The sequence below is a fragment of the Stenotrophomonas sp. 62841_Sma genome (genome assembly GCF_056482945.1).
In genome coordinates, this window is record NZ_CM151224.1 from 336,557 (window position 1) to 357,500 (window position 20,944).

The 20,944-nt window shown below is 68.1% G+C and carries 17 protein-coding genes; 7 read left to right on the top strand and 10 right to left on the bottom strand.

Annotation, left to right across the window (positions count from 1 at the left end; genetic code table 11):
* The first annotated feature begins 102 nt into the window (after positions 1-102).
* Genes coaBC through ACZK5G_RS01545 form a run of 3 tightly spaced genes read left to right on the top strand, consistent with a single transcriptional unit; the run spans position 103 to position 4,193 of the window.
* Positions 103-1,365: a bifunctional phosphopantothenoylcysteine decarboxylase/phosphopantothenate--cysteine ligase CoaBC gene (gene coaBC / locus ACZK5G_RS01535; protein WP_478465098.1), complete on the top strand. Its 1,263-nt coding sequence runs from the start codon at positions 103-105 to the stop codon at positions 1,363-1,365.
* Positions 1,362-1,835, top strand: a complete 474-nt coding sequence (dut, locus tag ACZK5G_RS01540; protein WP_478465099.1) for a dUTP diphosphatase — start codon at positions 1,362-1,364, stop codon at positions 1,833-1,835. The genes coaBC and dut overlap by 4 nt, the downstream gene beginning before the upstream one ends.
* A gap of 12 nt (positions 1,836-1,847) precedes the next feature.
* A complete protein-coding gene (locus tag ACZK5G_RS01545) occupies positions 1,848-4,193 on the top strand; it encodes a phosphomannomutase/phosphoglucomutase (RefSeq protein WP_478465101.1) in 2,346 nt (781 codons plus the stop codon).
* A gap of 95 nt (positions 4,194-4,288) precedes the next feature.
* Here the strand turns inward: ACZK5G_RS01545 and ACZK5G_RS01550 are convergent, their stop codons facing one another.
* The 8 genes from ACZK5G_RS01550 to pyrE all read right to left on the bottom strand — a co-directional run bounded on the left by ACZK5G_RS01550 (position 4,289) and on the right by pyrE (position 13,731).
* On the bottom strand, positions 4,289-5,002 hold the full coding sequence (locus ACZK5G_RS01550) for a response regulator transcription factor (protein WP_004153862.1): 714 nt from the start codon (positions 5,000-5,002) through the stop codon (positions 4,289-4,291).
* A complete protein-coding gene (locus ACZK5G_RS01555) occupies positions 4,983-7,643 on the bottom strand; it encodes an ATP-binding protein (protein WP_478465103.1) in 2,661 nt (886 codons plus the stop codon). The genes ACZK5G_RS01550 and ACZK5G_RS01555 overlap by 20 nt, the downstream gene beginning before the upstream one ends.
* Positions 7,644-7,679: 36 nt before the next feature.
* On the bottom strand, positions 7,680-8,330 hold the full coding sequence (gene kdpC / locus ACZK5G_RS01560) for a potassium-transporting ATPase subunit KdpC (RefSeq protein WP_478465105.1): 651 nt from the start codon (positions 8,328-8,330) through the stop codon (positions 7,680-7,682).
* A complete protein-coding gene (kdpB, locus tag ACZK5G_RS01565; RefSeq protein WP_478465107.1) occupies positions 8,327-10,384 on the bottom strand; it encodes a potassium-transporting ATPase subunit KdpB in 2,058 nt (685 codons plus the stop codon). Before kdpB ends, kdpC begins: the two co-directional genes overlap by 4 nt.
* A 10-nt stretch (positions 10,385-10,394) precedes the next feature.
* Positions 10,395-12,104 carry a potassium-transporting ATPase subunit KdpA gene (gene kdpA, locus ACZK5G_RS01570; protein ID WP_478465109.1) on the bottom strand — a complete coding sequence of 570 codons (1,710 nt, stop codon included), beginning with the start codon at positions 12,102-12,104 and terminating at the stop codon, positions 10,395-10,397.
* A gap of 12 nt (positions 12,105-12,116) precedes the next feature.
* Positions 12,117-12,209, bottom strand: coding sequence for a potassium-transporting ATPase subunit F (locus tag ACZK5G_RS01575; protein ID WP_005407770.1), 93 nt, complete (start codon positions 12,207-12,209; stop codon positions 12,117-12,119).
* A gap of 174 nt (positions 12,210-12,383) precedes the next feature.
* Complete coding sequence (locus ACZK5G_RS01580) at positions 12,384-13,052, bottom strand: hypothetical protein (RefSeq protein ID WP_049421490.1); 669 nt, start codon at positions 13,050-13,052, stop codon at positions 12,384-12,386.
* 19 nt (positions 13,053-13,071) lie between these two features.
* Positions 13,072-13,731, bottom strand: a complete 660-nt coding sequence (gene pyrE, locus ACZK5G_RS01585) for an orotate phosphoribosyltransferase (protein ID WP_010486876.1) — start codon at positions 13,729-13,731, stop codon at positions 13,072-13,074.
* Positions 13,732-13,893: 162 nt separating this feature from the next.
* On the opposite strand from pyrE, the gene ACZK5G_RS01590 reads away from it, so the two are divergent.
* The 3 genes from ACZK5G_RS01590 (at position 13,894) to ACZK5G_RS01600 (ending at position 16,373) form a co-directional block, all read left to right on the top strand.
* Positions 13,894-14,694, top strand: a complete 801-nt coding sequence (locus tag ACZK5G_RS01590) for an exodeoxyribonuclease III (RefSeq protein ID WP_014035707.1) — start codon at positions 13,894-13,896, stop codon at positions 14,692-14,694.
* Positions 14,691-16,064 carry an AmpG family muropeptide MFS transporter gene (locus ACZK5G_RS01595; protein ID WP_032128445.1) on the top strand — a complete coding sequence of 458 codons (1,374 nt, stop codon included), beginning with the start codon at positions 14,691-14,693 and terminating at the stop codon, positions 16,062-16,064. The genes ACZK5G_RS01590 and ACZK5G_RS01595 overlap by 4 nt, the downstream gene beginning before the upstream one ends.
* Before the next feature lie 78 nt (positions 16,065-16,142).
* The gene (locus tag ACZK5G_RS01600; protein ID WP_005420465.1) at positions 16,143-16,373 is read left to right on the top strand and encodes a hypothetical protein; all 231 of its coding nucleotides are present in this window, start codon (positions 16,143-16,145) and stop codon (positions 16,371-16,373) included.
* A 70-nt stretch (positions 16,374-16,443) separates the two neighbouring features.
* Here the strand turns inward: ACZK5G_RS01600 and ACZK5G_RS01605 are convergent, their stop codons facing one another.
* Both ACZK5G_RS01605 and ACZK5G_RS01610 read right to left on the bottom strand, forming a co-directional pair.
* Positions 16,444-17,571, bottom strand: coding sequence for an anhydro-N-acetylmuramic acid kinase (locus tag ACZK5G_RS01605; protein WP_164081310.1), 1,128 nt, complete (start codon positions 17,569-17,571; stop codon positions 16,444-16,446).
* A gap of 64 nt (positions 17,572-17,635) precedes the next feature.
* Complete coding sequence (locus tag ACZK5G_RS01610; RefSeq protein ID WP_279913192.1) at positions 17,636-19,108, bottom strand: M23 family metallopeptidase; 1,473 nt, start codon at positions 19,106-19,108, stop codon at positions 17,636-17,638.
* 167 nt (positions 19,109-19,275) lie between these two features.
* Between ACZK5G_RS01610 and tyrS the strand changes: the two genes are divergently transcribed.
* Positions 19,276-20,487: a tyrosine--tRNA ligase gene (tyrS, locus tag ACZK5G_RS01615; protein WP_107433503.1), complete on the top strand. Its 1,212-nt coding sequence runs from the start codon at positions 19,276-19,278 to the stop codon at positions 20,485-20,487.
* Positions 20,488-20,944 lie beyond the last annotated feature (457 nt).

A 20,944-nucleotide genomic window follows, 5' to 3' on the forward strand; every position in this document is an offset into this window, starting at 1 on the left:
AGCGCGCTCCATCTACTGATAGCTGTCCGCTATGTGCACCCTGCACCGGGACATTACCGACCATCGGGTAAGCTAGCGCCCTCGTTTGCACAGGAATTCCAGGTGGCTGACTCCCCCAACGCTTCCCCCGCGCAGGCCCGCGCGCTGGAAGGTCAGAAACTGCTGTTGTGCGTCGGAGGCGGGATCGCGGCCTACAAGGCCCTGGAACTGGTGCGGCGCCTGCGCGACGCCGGTGCCCAGGTGCAGGTGGCGATGACCGCCGGTGCCCAGCAGTTCGTCACTCCGCTCAGTTTCCAGGCCCTGTCCGGGCAGCCCACCCGCACCACGCTGTGGGACAGCGCCGCCGAACAGGCCATGGGCCACATCGAGCTGGCGCGCTGGGCCGACCGCATCGTGGTTGCCCCGGGAACCGCCGATCTGCTGGCCCGGCTGGCCCAGGGCCACGCCGATGACCTGGTCAGCACGCTGTGCCTGGCCAGTACCGCGCCGTTGACGATCTGCCCGGCGATGAACCATCGCATGTGGCTGCACCCGGCCACCCAGGCCAACATCGCCCTGCTGCGTCAGCGCGGCGCGCAGGTGATCGGCCCGGTCGATGGCCCGCTGGCCGAAGGCGAGTCCGGTCCGGGGCGTCTGGCCGAACCGGGCGACATCGTGGCCGCGCTGGCCGCCAATGGCAGCAGCGCGGCGTCCGTTGCCGCGCCGGAAACCCGCGCGCTGCAGGGCCTGCGCCTGCTGATCAGCGCCGGCCCGACCTATGAAGACATCGATCCGGTGCGCTATGTCGGCAACCGCAGCAGCGGCAAGATGGGCTTTGCCCTGGGCGCGGCCGCCGCCGCGATGGGTGCTCAGGTGGTGCTGGTCAGCGGCCCGGTACAGCTGCCGACGCCGCCCGGCGTGCAGCGTGTGGACGTGCGCTCGGCTGCGCAGATGCGCGATGCCGTGCTGAAGTCGCTGCCGGCCGACATCTATATCGGTGCCGCTGCAGTGTCCGACTACACGCCGCGCCAGGTCGCGCCGCAGAAGCTGAAGAAGACCGCCGACAGCCAGTCGCTGGTGATCGAACTGGTGCGCACGCCGGACATCCTTGCCGAGGTGGCTGCGCAGACGCAGTCGCTGAAGCTGGTGGTCGGCTTTGCCGCCGAAACCCACGACGTGGAGAAATACGCACGTGGCAAGCTGGTCGACAAGCGCCTGGACCTGGTGATCGCCAACCAGGTCGGCATCAGCGGCGGCGGTTTCGAGAGCGACAACAATGCCGCCACGGCCTTCTGGCAGGACGGTGAACAGGTATTCCCGGCCACCTCCAAGCGTGAGCTGGCCGAACAACTGCTGGCGCTGATCGCGCGGAGACTCCAGGCATGAACCAGGCTTTCACTTCCCAACCGCTGCAGGTCAAGCTGCTCGATCCGCGCTTCGGCGACAGCTGGCCGCTGCCGGCCTACGCCACCGAAGCCAGCGCCGGCATGGACCTGCGCGCGGCGCTGGATACCGCGCTGACCCTGCAGCCGGGCGACACCGCGCTGGTGCCCAGCGGCCTGGCCATCCACATTGCCGACCCGAACCTGTGCGCGGTGATCCTGCCGCGCTCGGGGCTGGGCCATCGCCACGGCATCGTGCTCGGCAATGGCACCGGCCTGATCGACGCCGATTACCAGGGCCCGCTGCTGATCAGCGTCTGGAACCGTGGCCGCGAGGCCTTCACCATCGAGCCGGGCGATCGCATCGCGCAGCTGGTGATCGTGCCGATTGCCCGCGTCAGCCTGCAGGTGGTGGATACTTTCACCGACAGCGTGCGGGGAACGGGTGGATTCGGCCATACCGGGGTGCGTTGACGGGGGACATCGATGAGCGGCATCGGGGAAGGACAGCGGGGACGGTCGTTGGGACGCAGTGCGCCACTACTGGGGGTGCTGCTGATCCTGCTGGCCGGCTGGTTCGGATGGAGCGCAGTGCAGCAATGGCGCCAGGAGGCCAACGGCCAGGCGCTGGAAGCTGCACGTGACCAGGCCGTGCAGGGCCTGCAGGAGGCCGCTGCCGGCCAGCTGAAGCAGCTGCAGCAGCAGCTGAAGAACGAGCGCGTGCAGCAGGCGCTGCAGGCCGGTGATGCCGCTGCGGCGGCACTCGCGGTCCGCGAGAGCTGGACCGGCGTCGAGCACGCCGAGGTACTGACGGCCGATCTGGCCAACGCCTACGCCGACCCGGCCGCCTTTGGCTATGCCCGATTGGCGCTGCTGGAAGCGGCATTGGCCGAAGGCAAGCCCAGCCTGCGCGTGGTCCGCGATGGCGGTGGCAATCGCCTGGGCCTGGCAGCGCCGGTTCAACTGGGCAGTCTCGGCCCGGCGGTGCTCTACGTGCGCCAGCCATTGCTGCGGCTGACCTCGCCGCTGGACCAGGTGAGTGCGCCATCGGCCGGTTTCCTTGGCCTGCGCCAGGGCGCGCATGACCTCGTCGCCCAGGGCGAAGCCGGCCTGGCCGAAAGCGCCGAAGCATTGGCGCGGCCGATTTCGGGGACGCCGTTGCGGCTGGTGGCCGCGGTACCCAATGTCGAACCTGGTCCGCTGGGCCTGGGTTCGCTGGCCAGCGCCATCGTTGCGCTGCTGCTGGCGTTCATCGCCGTGCTGCTGGTGGTGGGGCGCGGCCGCCTGCCGAAGTCGCTGCCGCTGCCGCGCCGGGCGACCGTGGCGGAAGCCGATCATGGCCCGACCCTGAGCGAGAGCCTGCAGATGGCGCCGCCGCCGGTGGCCGAGGCCAGCACAACTGAAAGTGCACCGCCGCCCCCGCCACCGGTTCCGGCCGAGGAACTGGCGGCCGGTATCTTCCGCGCCTACGACATCCGCGGCGTGGTTGGCAGTGAACTGACGCCGAAAACGGCGGCGCTGATCGGCCAGGCCATCGGCACCGTGGCCCTGGAGCAGGGCCTGCGCGAGGTGGTGATCGGCCGCGACGGCCGCCTGTCCGGCCCGGAACTGGCCGCAGGGTTGGCCGAGGGCCTGAGGCGCGCCGGTTGCGCGGTGATCGACATCGGCCTGGCACCGACCCCGGTCGTGTACTACGCCGCCTTCCATCTGCGTACCGGCACCTGCGTGGCGGTCACCGGCAGCCATAATCCGCCCGAGTACAACGGTTTCAAGGTGGTCATCGGCGGCGAGACGTTGTCCGGTGATGCCATCACCGATCTGTACCAGCGCATCGTCGAAGGCCGCCTGGTACAGGCCGCCGAGCCGGGCGATTACCAGCAGCGCGATGTCAGTGCCGACTACATCCAGCGCATCGCCGACGACGTGCAGCTGGACCGCCCGTTGAAGGTCGTGGCCGATGCCGGCAACGGCGTGGCCGGCGCGCTGGCGCCGCAGCTGCTGGAAGCGATCGGTGCGGAAGTCATCCCGCTGTACTGCGATGTCGACGGTACCTTCCCCAACCATCATCCCGACCCCAGCGAGCCGGCCAACCTGGAAGACCTGGTGCAGACGGTGAAGCGCTTCGGTGCCGATCTCGGCGTCGCCTTCGATGGCGACGGTGACCGCCTGGGCGTGGTCACCGGCGAAGGAAAGATCATCTATGCCGACCGCCTGCTGATGCTGTTCGCCGCCGACGTGCTGATGCGCAATCCGGGCGCGATGGTGATCTACGACGTGAAGTGCACCGGCAAGCTGTCCGACCACGTGCTGCGCAATGGTGGCAGCCCGCTGATGTGGAAGACCGGGCATTCGCTGATGAAGGCGAAGATGCGCGAGACCGATGCCGAGCTGGCTGGCGAGATGAGCGGCCACTTCTTCTTCAAGGAGCGCTGGTTCGGTTTTGACGATGGCCTGTATGCGGCTGCGCGCCTGCTGGAGATCCTGGCCCAGCGCGAGGAGACTCCGGACGAGGTACTGGCAGAGCTGCCGGAGATGGTGGCCACGCCGGAACTGAAGGTGCCGGTGGCCGACGGTACGCCGCACGCGCTGGTGGCGATGCTGGTGGCGGCGGCGCAGTCGCCGGACAACCCGTATGTGGGCGGTCGGTTGTCGACCATCGATGGCCTGCGCGTGGACTTCCCCGATGGCTGGGGCCTGGTGCGCGCCTCCAACACCACGCCGGTGCTGGTGCTGCGCTTCGAGGGCAATGACGAGGCGGCGCTGGAACGCATCCAGGCGCTGTTCCGCAGCCAGCTGCAGCCAGTGCTGGGCGACACCCCGCTGGGGTTCTGATTGATCGGGATTGGATCGATCGGGTAGTGCCGGCCGCTGGCCGGCAACCACAGGATGGTTCTGGGGTTCAGGAGGTTGCCGGCCAGCGGCCGGCACTACCCCTTGAACCGCAAGCCCACGCCCGGTTCGGTGAACAGGTAGCGCGAATCCAGCGCTGAATCGCCCAGCTTGTGCCGCAGCTTGCCGACCAGGATGCGCAGGTAGTGGGTGTCGTGCTGGTGGGTCGGTCCCCAGATCTCCTGCAGGATCTGCGGCTGGGTCACCACCCGCCCGGCGTTGCGCAGCAGCAGCGACAACAGCGCGTACTCCTTGCGGGTCAATGCGACGGGCTCGCCGTCGAGCGCCACTTCACGGCGCACCAGGTCCACATGCAGGTGGCCGTCGTCGAACACCGGCGGCGTGCCGTCGCTGGGCACGCTGCGGGTGCGCAGCAGCGCCCGCACCCGCGCCATCAGCTCCTGCGTGCCGAACGGCTTGGTCACGTAGTCGTTGGCGCCGGTGTCCAGCGCCCGTACCTTCTCGGCTTCGCCGGCGCGCACGGTCAGCATGATCACCGGCACCTGGCTCCACTGCCGCAGCTGTTCCAGCACCTCGTGGCCTTCCATGTCCGGCAGGCCGATATCCAGGATCACCAGATCCATGTCCTCGCTGGCGGCCAGTTGCAGGCCTTCCTGACCGGTGGCGGCCTGCCGTACCTGGTAGCCCTGCGCGCGCAGGCTGATGTCCAGGAACCGGCGGATCTGGGTTTCATCATCGATCACCAGCACGCGCGCGGCCGGTACGCTGGCATCAATCGGGGTCGGGCTCATCGTGGGAGGCTGGCTTGAGCAGGGGCAGGGTGATGCGGATCAGGGTACCGCGACCGTCGCGTCCGGGCAGCGCCTGCACGCTGCCACCATGTGAGCCGATCATGCCCTGGCAGATGGTCAGGCCCAGGCCGGTGCCGTGGCGGCCACGGTCACCGCGTTCGACGCTGTAGAACATGTCGAAGATGCGCGCACGCTCGTCGTCGGGAATGCCGGGGCCGGCATCGATCACGTCGATGCGCAGCTGGCCGTCCAGTTCACGCGCCTGCACCTGCACGGCAGCATCCGGCGGTGAGAACTTGGCCGCGTTTTCCATCACGTTGAACACCGCCTGTTCGACCAGCGCCGGGTGTACCCAGATCGGCCCCAGCGTAGCCGGAATGTCCAGCTCCAGCCGCACCTTGGGCTGGTAGCGCTGCAGGCGCCGTGCGGCCGAGCCGATCAGTTCGTCCACGCCGATCCAGTCGCGGTTGATCTTCAATCCCTCGTGGCCGAGGCGGGTCATGTCCAGCAGGTTCTGGATGTAGCGGTCCAGCCGTTCGCCCTCGACCAGGATGGTGTCGAGCAGGGCACGGCGATCGGCCGTATCCATTGCCGCACCGTAGCTGGCCAGGCTGTCGGCCGAGCCGATCATCGCCGCCAGTGGCGAGCGCAGGTCGTGCGACACCGAAGAGAGCAGCGCCGAGCGCAGTCGCTCGGTCTCGTTGCTGACGTGCGCCTGCTCCAGTTCGGCCACCAGCCGCGTGCGCAGCGCGGCCTGCGCGATGTCATCGACCATTGCTTCGGCCAGCTGCCGTTGTTCGGGCAGCAGGCGCGCCTGTGCGCCGGGCAGGTACAGGCCGGCCACGCCGATCGCGCGGTCCTCGCCATCCAGCAACGGCAGGAACCACCACTGCGCGCCGGCCAGGGTGTCGGTGAAGCGGCCACTGGGCTGGCCATGGCGCAGCGCCCAGTCGGCGGCGGCCAGGTCGGTGTCGCCGGGCTGGCTGCGGCCACCGGTTGCGGTATCGGCGCCGATCCGCAGCCATGCCGGCACGTCCATGGCCTGTTCCAGTGCATGCCGACCCGCCTGCGCCACCTCGCCGTTGCCGGCGGCACTGGCCAGTTGGCGGCCCAGCTGCTGGCGCGCACGCGCATGGCGGTTGGCTGCACGCAGCGCGATCACCTGCATGCGCAGGCGCGAGGCCAGGCGTCCGGCCACCAGCGCCGCGGCCAGGAACAGGAACACGGTGATCACGCCCTGGCGTGCACCGATGGCGAAGGTGAAGCGCGGCGCGATGAACAGGAAGTTGTAGGCGAGGAAGCACAGGATCGCCGCCATCACCGCCACGCTGGCGCGCGTGCGCGCAGCGACCAGCACCACCGCCACGATGAACACCATCGACAGGTCGGCCATGCCCACCCAGCGTTCGGCCAGCCATGCCACCGCACAGGCCAACGCGGTGGCGATCAGTGCCTGCGCCGGTTCGTAGCTGATGCCGCGCACCGGCGGCAGCAGGCCCTCGCGGCGCGAGCGCGCACGTGCCTGCGGGGTGCTGATGATGGTGATCTCGTAATGCGCGCCGCGCTGGATCAGCTGCTGGGTCAGGGTGCGGTTGAACATCCGCGCCAGCGGACGTTCTCGGGTCCGGCCGAGCACCAGGGTCGACACGCCGTTATGTGCGGCATGGTCGAGCAGGGCATCGGCGATGCTCGATCCGTGCAGTAGTTCGGCGTCGCCGCCCAGCCGCCGTGCCAGTGCGAAGGCCGCATCGATTTCGCGTCGGGTCGCGTCATCCTGGCGCCGGCCCTGAACGGTCACCACCGTCCACGGCGCGTCGCGGCGTTCGGCGATGCGTCGCGCCACCCGCACCAGGTACTCGCTCTGGCCGCCACCATCAATGGCCACCAGCACGCCACGCCGCAGCGGCAGGTTGCTCTCACCGCGTGCCGCCCGTGCTTCGCGCAGGCTGCTGTCGACGCGGTCGGCGGCTTCCTGCATCGCCAGTTCGCGCAGCGCGGTCAGGTTGGCCGGCGAGAAGAATGCCTGCAGGGCCTGTGCGGCCTGTTCGGGCACATAGACCTTGCCCTGCTGCAGGCGCGCGATCAGTTCGCGCGGCGGCAGGTCGACCAGCACGATGTCGTGCAGGCGGTCGAGCACGACATCGGGCACGGTCTCGCTGACCCGCACGCCGGTGATGCGCATCACCACATCATTGAGGCTTTCCAGATGCTGGATGTTGACCGTGGTCCAGACGTCGATGCCGGCGTCCAGCAGCTCCATCACGTCCTGCCAGCGCCGCTCATGGCGGCTGCCCGGCGCATTGCGATGGGCCAGTTCGTCCACCAGCACCAGCGCCGGATGCCGTGCCAGCACGGCATCCAGGTCCATCTCCTGCAGGGTGTGGCCGTGATAGGCCACTGCCTTCAGCGGCAGCTGTGGCAGGCCCTCCAGCAGCGCCTGGGTATCGGCGCGGCCGTGGGTTTCCACCAGGCCCACCACCAGGTCGACACCGCGGCGCAGCTGTTCCTGTGCGCGGGTCAGCATGGTGTAGGTCTTGCCCACGCCCGGCGCCGCACCGAGGAACACGGTCAGCTTGCCGCCGGCTTCGCGTTGCAGGCCTTCGACCAGGGCATCGGCCTGGCGGGTACGCGCATCAGTCATGGGTGCCATTGTGCGCGCAGCCGGTGCAGGCCGGCATCACGGTGCCTTGGCCGCGTGGTCCAGCGCGAAGTTCAGCGTCACCACGTTCACCCGCGGCTGGCCGAACAGGCCCCATTGGCGACCTTCGGTATGCGCCTGCACCAGTGCCTGCACGCGTTCCACCGGCAGGCCACGGGCGCGCGCCACGCGTGCCACCTGCAGCTGCGCCGCGGCCGGCGACAGCTGCGGATCCAGGCCACCGGCGGACTGGGTGACCAGGTCTGCCGGTACCTGCGCCGGGGTGACGCCTTCGCGCGCGGCCACCGCAGCGGTGCTGGCGGCAACACGCTCGGCCAGGGCCGGGTTGCTGCGCGCCATGTTGGAACCGGCCGCGGCCATCGGGTCGTAGTTGGCTGCCGACGGACGTGCCTGGAAGTAGCCGTCACCGGTGAACGGCTGCGACAGCCGCGCCGAGCCGCGTACCTGGCCGTTGCCATCGCGCAGCAGGCTGCCCTCGGCCTGGGTCGGGTAGGCCAGGCCGGCAAAACCGGTGGCGATACCGGCGTAGGCCGCACCGGCCAGCAGCAGGGTGGCCAGGCCCAGGCCGATCGCCGGGCGCCAGCTGGCGCCGTCCTGCAGGCTGGCCACGCGGGCCTCGGCTTTTGCTTCGCGGGACAGGGAGGTGGAGGTGGAAGCAGTACGGTTCATACGCCGAATACCAGGACAAGAAGAAGGTCGATCGCCTTGATCGCTGCGAACGGCAGCAGCACGCCGCCGAGGCCGTACACCAGCATGTTCCGGCGCAGCAGTGCGGTTGCAGTGGCCGGGCGGAAGCGCACGCCACGCAGGGCGAGCGGGATCAGGGCGGGAATCACCAGAGCGTTGAAGATCAGCGCTGCCAGCACCGCGTTGCGCGGGCTCGACAGCTGCATCACGTTCAAGGCGGCCATGGTCGGAACGGCCGCGGCGAACAGCGCCGGCAGGATCGCGAAGTACTTGGAGACGTCGTTAGCCAGCGAGAAGGTGGTCAGCGCGCCGCGGGTGATCAGCTGCTGCTTGCCTACTTCCACCACCGCCAGCAGCTTGGCCGGGTCCGAATCGAGGTCGACCATGTTGCCGGCCTCCTTCGCCGCCTGCGTACCGGAGTTCATCGCCAGACCGATGTCGGCCTGCGCCAGCGCCGGCGCGTCGTTGGTACCATCGCCGACCATCGCCACCAGGCGGCCACCGGCCTGTTCCTGGCGGATGCGTGCCAGCTTGTCTTCCGGGCGCGCTTCGGCGATGTAGTCGTCGACGCCGGCCTCGGCAGCGATCGCGGCGGCGGTCAGCGGGTTGTCGCCGGTGATCATCACCGTGCGGATGCCCATCGCCCGCAGCTGTGCGAACTTCTCGCGCATGCCGTGCTTGACCACGTCCGACAGCTCGATCACGCCCAGCACATGGCGGCCCTCGGCCACCACCAGCGGGGTGGCACCATTGCGCGCGACCTGCTCGACGCGCCCGGCCAGTTCCGCCGGCACGTTGCCGCCCAGCGCCTGCACGTGGGCACGGATCGCATCAGCGGCACCCTTGCGGATCTGCCGCCCATGTTCCAGGTCCACGCCGGACATGCGGGTCTGCGCACTGAACGCCAGGTACTCGGCGTGGTCCGGTTCGGCGGTAGCGCAGCCCTGTTCGCGCGCCAGGCGCACGATCGACTTGCCTTCCGGGGTCGGGTCGGCCAGCGAGGACAGCAGTGCCGCCTCGCGCAGCTGGCTGGCATCGATGCCGGCCAGTGGATGGAAGTGGCTGGCCTGGCGGTCGCCGTAGGTGATGGTGCCGGTCTTGTCCAGCAGCAGCACGTCGACGTCGCCGGCCACTTCCACCGCCTTGCCCGACTTGGCCAGCACGTTGGCGGCCAGCGCACGGTTCATGCCAGCGATGCCGATGGCCGGCAGCAGGCCGCCGATGGTGGTCGGGATCAGGCACACCAGCAGCGCGATCAGCAGCAGCGGGTCGACCTTGACGCCCACGGAGGCACCAATGGCCGGCAGCGTTGCCACCACCACCAGGAAGGTCAGCGTCATCGCCGCCAGCAGCAGGGTCAGCGCGATCTCGTTCGGGGTCTTCTGGCGGTTGGCGCCTTCCACCAGCGCGATCATCCGGTCCAGGAAGCTGTGGCCCGGTTCGGCGGTCACCCGCACGATGATCTGGTCGGACAGCACCTTGGTGCCGCCGATCACGCCGGAGCGGTCGGTACCGGCCTCGCGCAGCACCGGCGCCGATTCGCCGGTCACCGCGGCTTCGTTGATGGTGGCCAGGCCCTGCACGATCTCGCCATCGGCCGGCACCAGCTCACCGGCACTGACGATCACGTGGTCGCCCGGGCGCAGCTCGGCGGCCGGCACCTGGGTTTCGGCGGCGCCTGGCTGCGGCGCCGCCAGCCGGCGTGCCACCAGGTCCTGGCGGGCACGCCGCAGCGAGGCGGCCTGGCCACGGCCACGCGCTTCCGCTACGGCTTCGGCGAAGTTGCCGAACAGCACGGTCACCAGCAGGATCGCGGTCACCGCCAGGCCGAAGCCCAGCGGCGCGTTGCCGGTCAGGGTGACGATCGCGGCGACGATCGTGCCGGCCATCACCACCGCCATCACCGGGCTGCGCAGCAGATGCATCGGCGACAGCTTGAGAACCGCTTCGACCAGCGCACGGCGCAGGCCGGCGCCATCCAGCAGGGCAGGGCGCGCTGCATGGGTACTACGGGTTGAGCTTGCTTGGGTACTCATCAGGGTGTCCTTAGTGCAGTCCCAGGCTCAGGTGGTCGGCGATCGGGCCGAGTACCAGCGCCGGCATGAACTGCAGCACGGTCAGGATGACGATCACCGAGACCAGGGTCAGGGCGAAGGTCGGGGTTTCGATCTGCAGGCTGCCGGCAGATTCCGGCGCCTGGCGCTTGGCGGCCAGCTGTGCGGCCACCACCAGCGGAATGATCAGCAGCGGGAAGCGGCCCAGCAGCAGCACCAGCGAGCAGCTCAGGTTCCACCACAGCGTGGCGTCGCCCAGCCCTTCGAAGCCCGAGCCGTTGTTGGCGTAGGCCGAGACGTACTCGTAGAAGACCTGGCTGATGCCATGGAAACCGGGGTTGGAGGTGCCGGCCAGGCCGGGCACGGCCAGGGTGATTGCGGTGAACACCAGCAGGGTGATCGGCTGCAGCAGCACCAGCAGGGCCAGCAGGCGTACCTGTGGCGTCTCCAGCTTGCGGCCGAACAGTTCCGGCGTGCGCCCGGTCATCAACCCGGCCAGGAACACACCCAGCAGCAGGTACACGATGAACTGCTGCAGGCCACAGCCGATGCCGCCCCAGATCGCGCTGACCAGCATGTTGACCATCGCGATGCCACCGCTCAGCGGCGCCAGCGAATCGTGCATGCCGTTCACCGAGCCGTTGGAGACCTGGGTGGTCACCGCCGCCCACAGCGCGGTGCCATCGGCGCCGAAGCGCACTTCCTTGCCTTCCATCAGCAGCGGCGTGGCGGCGCTGGCGCTATGTCCTTCGCTCCACATCATCGCGCCGGTGGAAAGCAGCGACATGCCCAGCATGCAGCTGAACACCAGGGCGCCGAAGCGACGTCGGCCGGTGAACGCACCGATCATGAAGATCACTGCCATCGGCACCAACAGGATGCCGACGATTTCCAGCGCATTCGACAGCGGGGTCGGGTTCTCCAGCGGGAAGCTGCTGTTCGGGCCGTACCAGCCGCCACCGTTGGCGCCCAGCTGCTTGGCCGCGACCATCGCCGCGACCGGGCCCAGCGGCAGCTTCTGTTCGGCCATGCCGGCGCTGGCGTCGATCGGCGTGGCCTGCGGCCCACCGGTCATCGTCGACGGCACGCCCTGGCTGGTCAGCAGCAGGGTCCACACCAGGCACAGCGGCAACAGGAAGCGCACGCACAGGCGCACCACGTCCACGTAGTAGTTGCCCACCGCCACCTGGCGGTCATCACCGGGACCATTGGCCGCTGCGGCCTGCGGCGAACGCGCGAACAACGCGCGCAGTGTGGCCACCGCCAGTGCCAGGCCCATCATCGGCGTCACCACCTGCAGGCCGGTGATGCCGGTCATCTGCGAGAGATAGGACAGCTGCGCCTGACCCGAATAGTGCTGCTGGTTGGTGTTGGTCAGGAACGAGATCATCGTGTGCAGCGCGGTGTCCCAGCGCATGTTCGGGATCTGGTCCGGATTCAGTGGCAGCCAGGCCTGGGTCATGAACACCGCCTGGGTCAGTACCGCGACCACCACGTTGCTCAGGACGAAGGCCAGCACGTAGCCGCGCCAGGACATCGAGCGCGACGGATCGACCCCGAACACCCTGTACAGCGGTTTCTCGATCCAGTGGAACAGCACGTCGACCTTCATCGGCGTGCCACGCATCACGCGGGCCAGGTACAGGCCCAGCGGCCACGCCAGCAGCAGGCTGGCGGCAATAATCACAAGCATCTCAGTCATGGCCGGCTCCGCTCAGAACGACTCGGGCCGCAGCACGACATAAAGGAGATAGGCGGCGGCGACCAGCACCAGCACGCCACACAACAACGACAGCCAGGGGGACATTGCAATAGCGTCCTGGTGGAACCCCTCCACCTCAGGCCGTCATCGTCGTCCTGCCCCCCATAAACGCACTACGCGCCGGACCGGGCCGACGCGTAAAGAGTGCATAAATTCCGTGGGCCAATCCGTAACCAGGCCCTGGGTAGCGCCGGGCCATGCCCGGCGACGGGAGCGTGGTCAGCCCGCCGGAGCCTGGCTCGCCGGCACCAGCCCCTTCAGCTCGCGATAGCGCTGCAGGGTGCTGTCGATCTCGGCCTTCAACGCCTGCTGCTGCTGCAGGAACCCGGCTTGCAGCCGTTGCTGCGACTGCAGCTGCACGTGCCGCTGGCGGATCGCCTCGGCCTGCTTGTCGGCCACCTTGCCACCGGCCAGTTCGCGGTCACCTGCGGCCGCCAGCAGCGCCACCAGCGACTCACGCAGGCTGGTGACGTTGTACTCGGCGGTCTTCAGGTTGTTGTCCAGCACTTCCTGGCGCTCGGCGAACACCCGGCGCAGGTCGTCCTCGCTGCCATAGGTGGTCAGCATCGCCTGCTCGGTGCGCTGGCGGGTCTGCGCGGCCATCAGGTCCAGCTGCTGCTGCGCCGCCTCCGTGCTGGCGGCGGCGCGCTCTTCGTCGGTCAACGCGCGCTGGACCTGCGCATTGCGCAGGCCACTCTTCGCGTTGAACTCCTCGCGGGCATGGTTGACCGCGTCGGCCGGCAGCGAATCACTGCAGATCCGCTCCTTGCCCTCGTTCCAGCAGTACAGCTTCTTTTCCGTCTTGCCGCTGTCGCGCGACTGCGCCGGTACGGTGAACGGCACGGCCAGCAGCAGGCCGGCAAAGAGCACAGCAGGAACTCGGGACATGACCTTTCCCCTGGGTCGGTCAGCGGATCGAACGGACGCCGTACTGGGCCCGGTAGGCTTCCAGCGGCTGCCGGTAACCCACAAGTTCCGGGTTGCCGGAGGCGAAATCAAGCAGATCGGCCAGCGATGCCACGGCGATCACCGGAATGCCGGCTTCCTCGGCCACCGACTGCGCCGCCGAACGGCGATCGGTTTCCGAAGCGATCTCCTGGCGGTCCAGCGCCACCACGATGCCGGCCGGGGTGCCACCGGCGGCGCGGATGATGCCCAGCGCTTCACGGATCGCGGTGCCAGCGGTGATCACGTCGTCGACGATCAGCACGCGCTTGCCATTCATGTCGGCGCCGATCAGCTGGCCGCCTTCGCCGTGATCCTTGGCTTCCTTGCGGTTGAACGACAGCGGCAGGTCGCGGCCACGCTGGGCCAGCTCGCAGGCCATCGCGGTGGCCAGCGGAATGCCCTTGTAGGCCGGGCCGAACACCACGTCGTACTTGATCCCGGTGGCATCGATGGCATCGGCGTAGCAGGCGCCGAGCTGCGACAGCAGCGAACCGGAGTCGAAACGACCGGCGTTGAAGAAATAGGGGCTCAGCCGGCCGGACTTGAGGGTGAACTGGCCGAAGCGCAGGGCGTCGGCGGTCAGGGCCAGCTGCAGGAAACGGTGGCGGTGGTCGCTCATCAAAACTCGATTCATCTTCATTTGGAGCACAAATCCTAATCCAGCTGGGCGTTTCGCGCTCGTCCGGGGCCCTGTGAAGGGTGTCGCGGCCCGGCCTGGCGGACTGCGCAGCCCCGCGGGCAACCGGTATGCTTGCCCGGTTTCCCGCCGCAGGTCCCCCGCATGCGCATCATCAGTTTCAACGCCAATGGCATCCGTTCCGCCGCGACCAAGGGCTTCCTCGACTGGTTCCGGGCCCAGGACGCCGACGTCCTGTGCATCCAGGAGACCAAGGCCCAGGAAGACCAGCTGACCGACCCGATGTTCCGCCCGGACGGCCACCACTGCTTCTACCGCGACGCCATCACCAAGAAGGGCTACAGCGGTGTGGCGATCTACAGCAAGCGCGAGCCGGACCAGGTGATCACCTCGCTGGGCTGGGCCCCGTTCGACGACGAAGGCCGCTACATCGAGGCGCGCTACGGCAACCTCAGCGTGGTCTCCTTCTATATTCCGTCGGGCAGCTCGGGCGACCTGCGCCAGGGCTTCAAGTTCGAAGTAATGGAATGGCTGCGGCCGATCCTCGAGGAGTGGGCGCGCAGCGGCCGCGACTACGTGCTGTGCGGCGACTGGAACATCGTGCGTTCGGCGCTGGACATCAAGAACTGGAAGTCCAACCAGAAGAACTCCGGCTGCCTGCCGGAAGAGCGCGACTGGCTCAATGCCCTGTGCGCCGACCATGGCCAGGCCACCGATGTCGCCGCCGGCCGTGGCTGGGCCGATGCCTACCGCCTGCTCAACCCCACCGGCGAGGACTACACCTGGTGGAGCAACCGTGGCGCCGCCCGTGCCAACAACGTCGGTTGGCGCATCGACTACCAGTTCATCACCCCGGGCCTGCGTGACCGCCTGCGCAGCTGCTCGATCTACCGCGACGAGCGCTTCTCCGACCACGCGCCGTTCATCGTGGACTACGACCTGTGACCGAGGCTGCCAAGCCGCGTCGGCCGTGGCAGCAGGTGGTGTCCAACCTGAGCCAGCGCAAGGTGCTGGCGATGCTGCTGCTCGGCTTCAGTTCCGGCCTGCCGATCTATCTGGTGGGCAACACGCTCGGCTTCTGGATGCGCAAGGAAGGCATCGAGCTGAGCACGATCGGTTTCCTGTCATGGGTCGGGCTGGCCTACACCATGAAGTTCCTGTGGGCGCCGATCGTTGATAAGACCGACGTGCCTCTGTTCGGTCGCTTTGGCCGCCGCCGTGGCTGGATGCTGCTGTCGCAGCTGGTCGTGGTGGTGGGCCTGGTCGGCATGGCGCTGGTCCAGCCCAAGGGGGGCCAGATCCAGTTCCTGGGTATCGCCTGGCAGCACATCGTCGTGTTCGGCGTGATGGCCGTGATCGTGGCGTTTGCTTCGGCCACCCAGGACATCGTCATCGATGCCTGGCGCATTGAAAGTGCTGACAACAGCGAGCAGCTGGGCCTGCTGACCTCATCCTCGGCGCTGGGCTATCGCACTGCGTTGCTTGTGACCGATGCGCTGATCCTGATCATCGCGGCCCGTGTCGGCTGGCAGGTCTCGTACGAGATCATGGCCGTCCTCATGGCGCTTGGCGTGGTGGCCGTGGTCATGGCCCGTGAGCCCGCGCGGGAAGTGGCTGCCGTGCAGGCTCAGGCGACCTCGCTGTGGACGCCGCGGGGCCTGTTCGACGCCGTGGCGGGGCCGTTCATCGCCTTCGTCCGCGAGCATCGTAGTGGTGCGATCCTGATCCTGGTGGCCATCAGCGTCTATCGCATGGCCGACTTCGTCATGGGGCCGATGGCCAACCCGTTCTACGTCGATCTCGGCCTGGACGAGGACACCGTTGGCGCTGTGCGAGGCTCGGTGGGTCTGGTCGCGACCTTCGTCGGCATTGCTGCGGCGGGCCTGGTCTCGGTGCGCTGGGGAGTGCTGGCGGCGCTGATGGTGGGTGCCGTGCTGGGTCCGGCCTCCAACCTGGCGTTTGCCTGGCTGGCCTATTCGGGCCCGGACACCACCCATTTCGCCGTGGCCATGGCAATCGACAACTTCGCCAGCGGTTTCGCCGGTACGGCGCTGATCGCCTATATGTCGAGCCTGACCAGCATCGGATACACCGCAACCCAGTACGCGCTGCTGAGTTCGTTCTACGCGATGCCAGGCAAGGCGCTCAAGGGGCTCTCGGGGTGGTCGGTACAGACGCTCGCACAGGGCCGGACGCTGCTGGAAGGCTACGCGCTGTTCTTCGTCGGTACCGCGCTGGTGGCGATCCCGGTGGTGATCCTGTGCGCCCTGCTGATCCTGCAGCAGCGTCGTCGCCAGGCCGCAAGCGCCACCTGATTGCCTGCCCGCCCGGTCTGCGGGATCATCGCCCCCGACGCGCCGAGGGGGCGGTGCCTTGCGAACGGGGAAGTGAGCATGGCCGACGTTGTGCTGCGGGACCTGGACCCGCTGCTGCTGGAACGTATCCGACGTGTCGCGGTTGCCCGCGGCTGGACCCACGAACAGACCTGCGCCGCCTTGCTGGAGCAGGGCCTGTTCAGCAGTGAACTGGAGGTCCGCTCCGGCTTCGGCGATCCCGAAGTGGACGCGCTCTCCGACGCCATCGCCGCCCTGCAGGCCCTGCCCGCAGGGCAGGGCTTCGATTAGTGCCCATGTAGCGTCGAGCCACGCTCGACCGCCGTTCCCGGTAGATCCACGCCATGCGTGGATGACCACCTCACGCCAGGTGGATCGCCCCCAGGATCCGCGGCCCCGTCGCCCCGGTCACGCTCGGCAGGTTGCCGGCCAGCCCGTCCATCGTCCGCTGCGCCAGCCAGGCGAAGCCCATCGCTTCCACGTACTCCGGGTCCAGCCCATGCACCGCGCTGGACTCCACCTGCACCCCCGGCAGCCGTGCAGCCAGCCGCTTCATCAGCTGCCGGTTGCGCACCCCGCCGCCGCAGACCAGCAGGCGCCGGGTCTGCGGCTGCTGCGCCAGCAGCGCATCGGCCACCGTCGCCACAGTCAGCTCCAGCAGGGTGGCCTGCACATCGGCGGCAGCGTACTGGCCTTCGCCCATGTGGGCCTCGGCCCAAGCCAGGTGGAACTGTTCGCGGCCGGTGCTCTTCGGCGGCGGCAGCGCGAACCACGGCTCCGAACGCCAACCCGCCAGCAGGCTCTCGTCCACCGCGCCACTGGCGGCATACGCGCCGTCGGCATCAAAGGTGCGGCCGGTGTGGCGCTGGCACCAGGCATCCATCAGCGCGTTGGCCGGGCCGGTATCGAAGCCACGCACCGCGCCTTCGCGCGGGATCAGGGTCAGGTTGGCGATCCCGCCCAGGTTGAGCACGGCGCGGTCTTCATCAGCCGTGCCCAGCATGCCGAGGTGGAAGGCCGGCATCAGCGGCGCACCATGGCCTCCGGCTGCCACGTCGCGGCGGCGGAAATCACACACCGTGGTGATCCCGGTCAGCTCGGCGATGCGGTTGCCGTCGCCCAGCTGTACGGTGAAGGCCGGATTGGCCAGCGGGCGATGGCGCACGGTCTGGCCGTGCGAGCCGATCGCGCGGACCTGGCTGCGGTCCACGCCGGCCTCGGCCAGCAGTTGATTGGCGGCTTCAGCGAAGCTGATCGCGATCCGCGCGTCCAGTTCGCCCAGCTCCTCCAGCGAGTCCAGCGGGCCCCCTTCGCCCAGTGCCACCAGCCGCGCCCGCAGCACCGGCTCCCAGCGGGCGGTCAGGCCATGCACGAAGCGGCAGCCACCAATGGCGGGGAACTGCACCAGTGCGGCATCGATGCCGTCGGCGCTGGTGCCCGACATCAGGCCAAGGTACAGGGGGGCGTCGCTGTCGGCAGTTGTATTCATGGCAGGCATAAAAAAAGGACGCGGCAAGCTTGGGCTGCCGCGTCCTTCTTCGTCAACGCAGGGCTCAGCCGCGCTTGCGGCCGGTTGCCTGTTTGTCCTTGGCGCTGGCAACCTCGGGGGCGGCCTCGTCGCGGCTGGTCGGTGCCGGGCTGGCGTCGGCGTAGATCAGCTTCTCCATGCCCTGGATGCGGGCCATCGCCGGTGCGGTCTGCGCGCGGAAGGCGACCAGCTCGGCGCCCTTCAGCGGCTCCGGCGGCGGCATGGTCACGGTCAGCGGGTTGCGGTGCTCGCCGTTGACGCGGAATTCGTAGTGCAGGTGCGGGCCGGTCGCCAGGCCGGTAGAGCCGACATAGCCGATCACCGTGCCCTGGGCCACACGCTGGCCGGTCTTGATGTTCGCAAAGCGCGACATGTGGCCGTACAGGGTGGTGTGGCCGCGGCCGTGGTCGAGGATCACCACGTTGCCGTAGCCGCGCTGCACCCCGGCGAACTGCACGCGGGCGTCGCCGGCGGCCATGATCGGGGTGCCGGTGCGCGCGGCGTAGTCCACGCCCTTGTGCATGCGCATCTTGCCCAGCACCGGGTGCTTACGCGCGCCAAAGGTCGAGCTCAGCCGTGCGAACGGGATCGGCATGCGGATGAAGCTCTTCTTCAGCGAACGGCCGTTGATGTCGTAGTACTCGGACTTGCCGTTGCGGTCGAAGCGGAAGCCGGAATAGGTCTTGCCACCGGTGGTGAAGGTCGCCGCCAGGATCTTGCTGGTGTCCACCTTCTCGCCTTCGCGCCAGGTTTCATCCATCACCACGCTGAAGCGGTCGCCCGGCTGCAGGTCCTTCGAGAAGTCGATGTCGTACTTGAAGATGTCGTCGGTCATCGTCGCGATCGCCGACGGCGACAGCCCGGCCCGGCGCGCCGCGGCGTACAGCGAGCTGGTGATCTCGCCGCTGGTGACCACGGTGCGCGTGGAGGTCTCGCGTTTGGTCACCTTCTCCTTGATGTCGTCGCCGGACAGGCTCAGCTCGACCCGGTTGTCGGCATCGCGGTCGAAGCGGATGCTGCGCAGGTCGCCGGACAGCGGCATGTCGAAGGCGATCTCGGCACCCGGGCGCAGCTTGGTCAGCGCCTCGCGCGCACCCGGATGGTCCAGCACCCGGTGCAGGGTGGTAGCCGGGATGCCGGCCTTGTCGAACAGGTCGCTCAGGGTCTGGCCGCGCTGCACGCGCAGCACCTGCCAGCTGTCACCGGGCACCTGCTGCTGGCGGGCCATGGTCAGCGGCGGCAACGGCAGCGCCAGGCTGGTATGGCTGTCGGCGAAGGGCGCATCGATGGTGTGCGAGAAGCCGGGAACGATCGTCGCCACCAGGGCGCCGATGGTCGCGAACAGGCTGGCATGCATCCAATGGCGGCGGGTCCAGCGCTCATTGAAGGCGGCGGGAAGATGTTGCCTGAGCTTCCGATGCAGGGCGTTGTCGTGCAGGACGTGGAGGCGTTCCTGGAAGCGCTGCTTGCGTGCGCGCCCTTGTTCGGAATTGTGCATCGGCGGTTTTTTCCTGGCAGCCCGGGAGCGCGGGCCTGATCGCCGGTTACCATAGACACCTGAGAAAACCGCGTCAAACCCTTGTGCCCATTGGCTTTTGTGAAGCCAATCGGGTTAACTTTGCTTTAACACCCCACACAAGAATCGGCGTTGCCGGGAGTAGTCACGTGTCCTCGATTGAAGAAGCCCTTGCCCTGATCGGCCGTGGTGCCGACGAGATCCTCAAGCTCGAGGATCTGCGTGCGCGCCTGCAGGAAGGCCGCCCGCTGCGGATCAAGGCCGGCTTCGACCCCACCGCACCGGACCTGCACCTGGGTCATACGGTGCTGCTGAACAAGATGCGCCAGTTCCAGGACCTCGGCCACCAGGTCATTTTCCTGATCGGCGACTTCACCGGCATGATCGGCGATCCGTCAGGCAAGAGCCTGACCCGCAAGCCGCTCAGCAAGGACGACGTGCTGGCCAATGCCCGTACCTATGAAGAGCAGGTGTTCAAGGTGCTGGACCGCAACCGTACCGAAGTCCGCTTCAACTCGGAGTGGTTCGGCAAGATGGGCGCGGCCGACATGATCCGCCTGGCCGGCCAGCACACCGTGGCGCGCATGCTCGAGCGCGACGACTTCGCCAAGCGCTATGCCGCCCAGCAGTCCATCGCCATCCACGAGTTCCTGTACCCGCTGGTGCAGGGTTACGACTCGGTGGCCCTGGAAGCCGACGTCGAACTCGGCGGCACCGACCAGAAGTTCAACCTGCTGATGGGCCGTGGCCTGCAGGAACACCACGGCCAGAAGCCGCAGGTGGTGCTGACCATGCCGCTGCTGGAAGGCCTGGACGGCGTCAACAAGATGTCCAAGTCGCTGGGCAACTACATTGGTATCAGCGAGCCGGCCATCGACATCGTCACCAAGACCATGAAGGTGGACGACACCCTGATGTGGCGCTGGATCGAGCTGCTGTCCTTCGACATCAGCCAGGCCGAAGCCGTACAGCTGCGCGAGCAGGTGGCCAATGGCGGCCTGAACCCGCGCGTGGTCAAGCTGCGCCTGGCGCGTGAACTGGCGACCCGCTTCCATGACGCCGCAGCGGCCGAACAGGCGGTTGCCGGTTGGGAAGCGGCGGTGACCGGGCAGGGCGACATCACCCAGCTGCCGCTGCAGGACGTGGCGATCCCGGCCGAAGGCCTGCGTATCGCCGCACTGCTGACCGCGGCCGGCCTGACCCCGAGCAACTCCGAAGCCAACCGCAAGCTCAAGGAGCGCGCGGTGAAGGTGGACGGCGAAGTCGTGGAAGATGGCCAGCAGGTGCTGCAGCCGGGCTTCGAAGGCCTGCTGCAGGTCGGCAAGCGCACCTTCGCCCGCGTGCGCCTGGTCGCTGCCTGACACCAGGGAAGGGCCGGCGCAGCCGGCCCTTCCTTATGCTCTTGTAGAGCCAAGCCCACGCTTGGCTGCGCTTCGTGGGTTCCTACCGCAGCGCGATGGATGAACGGATGCAACATCCGTTGAAAAAAATCGCCACACCCCCTTCACAAATGATGCGAATGGGGACATACTTCTCTTCCCCCGTCGCAGGGGTCGCCACCAAGGGGCTTCAGCGACAACAGGGCGCCCACCACCGCCGAACGAGATGATCGAACGAAGGTGTTGACGGACTGAAAAAGTCTGGCATAATGGGCGGCTCGCTACGAAGGAAACTTCGCAGCACACGGGAACGGCGCTGAGGCCACTTCCCCAGATCTTTGAAAGTATGCGCAGGTATCTTGTGAAGGCGCCTGCAGGAAGGATGATTGTCCATCTTGCAGACGTTTGATCAAGCAACTATTAATTGTTTTAAAGCAAG

Coding starts and splice junctions, on each gene's coding strand:
- dut (WP_478465099.1), top strand. CDS start 1,362: ATGAACCAGGCTTTCACTTCCCAACCGCTGCAGGTCAAGCTGCTCGAT.
- ACZK5G_RS01545 (WP_478465101.1), top strand. CDS start 1,848: ATGAGCGGCATCGGGGAAGGACAGCGGGGACGGTCGTTGGGACGCAGT.
- ACZK5G_RS01550 (WP_004153862.1), bottom strand. CDS start 5,002: ATGAGCCCGACCCCGATTGATGCCAGCGTACCGGCCGCGCGCGTGCTG.
- ACZK5G_RS01555 (WP_478465103.1), bottom strand. CDS start 7,643: ATGACTGATGCGCGTACCCGCCAGGCCGATGCCCTGGTCGAAGGCCTG.
- kdpC (WP_478465105.1), bottom strand. CDS start 8,330: ATGAACCGTACTGCTTCCACCTCCACCTCCCTGTCCCGCGAAGCAAAA.
- kdpB (WP_478465107.1), bottom strand. CDS start 10,384: ATGAGTACCCAAGCAAGCTCAACCCGTAGTACCCATGCAGCGCGCCCT.
- kdpA (WP_478465109.1), bottom strand. CDS start 12,104: ATGACTGAGATGCTTGTGATTATTGCCGCCAGCCTGCTGCTGGCGTGG.
- ACZK5G_RS01575 (WP_005407770.1), bottom strand. CDS start 12,209: ATGTCCCCCTGGCTGTCGTTGTTGTGTGGCGTGCTGGTGCTGGTCGCC.
- ACZK5G_RS01580 (WP_049421490.1), bottom strand. CDS start 13,052: ATGTCCCGAGTTCCTGCTGTGCTCTTTGCCGGCCTGCTGCTGGCCGTG.
- pyrE (WP_010486876.1), bottom strand. CDS start 13,731: ATGAGCGACCACCGCCACCGTTTCCTGCAGCTGGCCCTGACCGCCGAC.
- ACZK5G_RS01590 (WP_014035707.1), top strand. CDS start 13,894: ATGCGCATCATCAGTTTCAACGCCAATGGCATCCGTTCCGCCGCGACC.
- ACZK5G_RS01600 (WP_005420465.1), top strand. CDS start 16,143: ATGGCCGACGTTGTGCTGCGGGACCTGGACCCGCTGCTGCTGGAACGT.
- ACZK5G_RS01605 (WP_164081310.1), bottom strand. CDS start 17,571: ATGAATACAACTGCCGACAGCGACGCCCCCCTGTACCTTGGCCTGATG.
- ACZK5G_RS01610 (WP_279913192.1), bottom strand. CDS start 19,108: ATGCACAATTCCGAACAAGGGCGCGCACGCAAGCAGCGCTTCCAGGAA.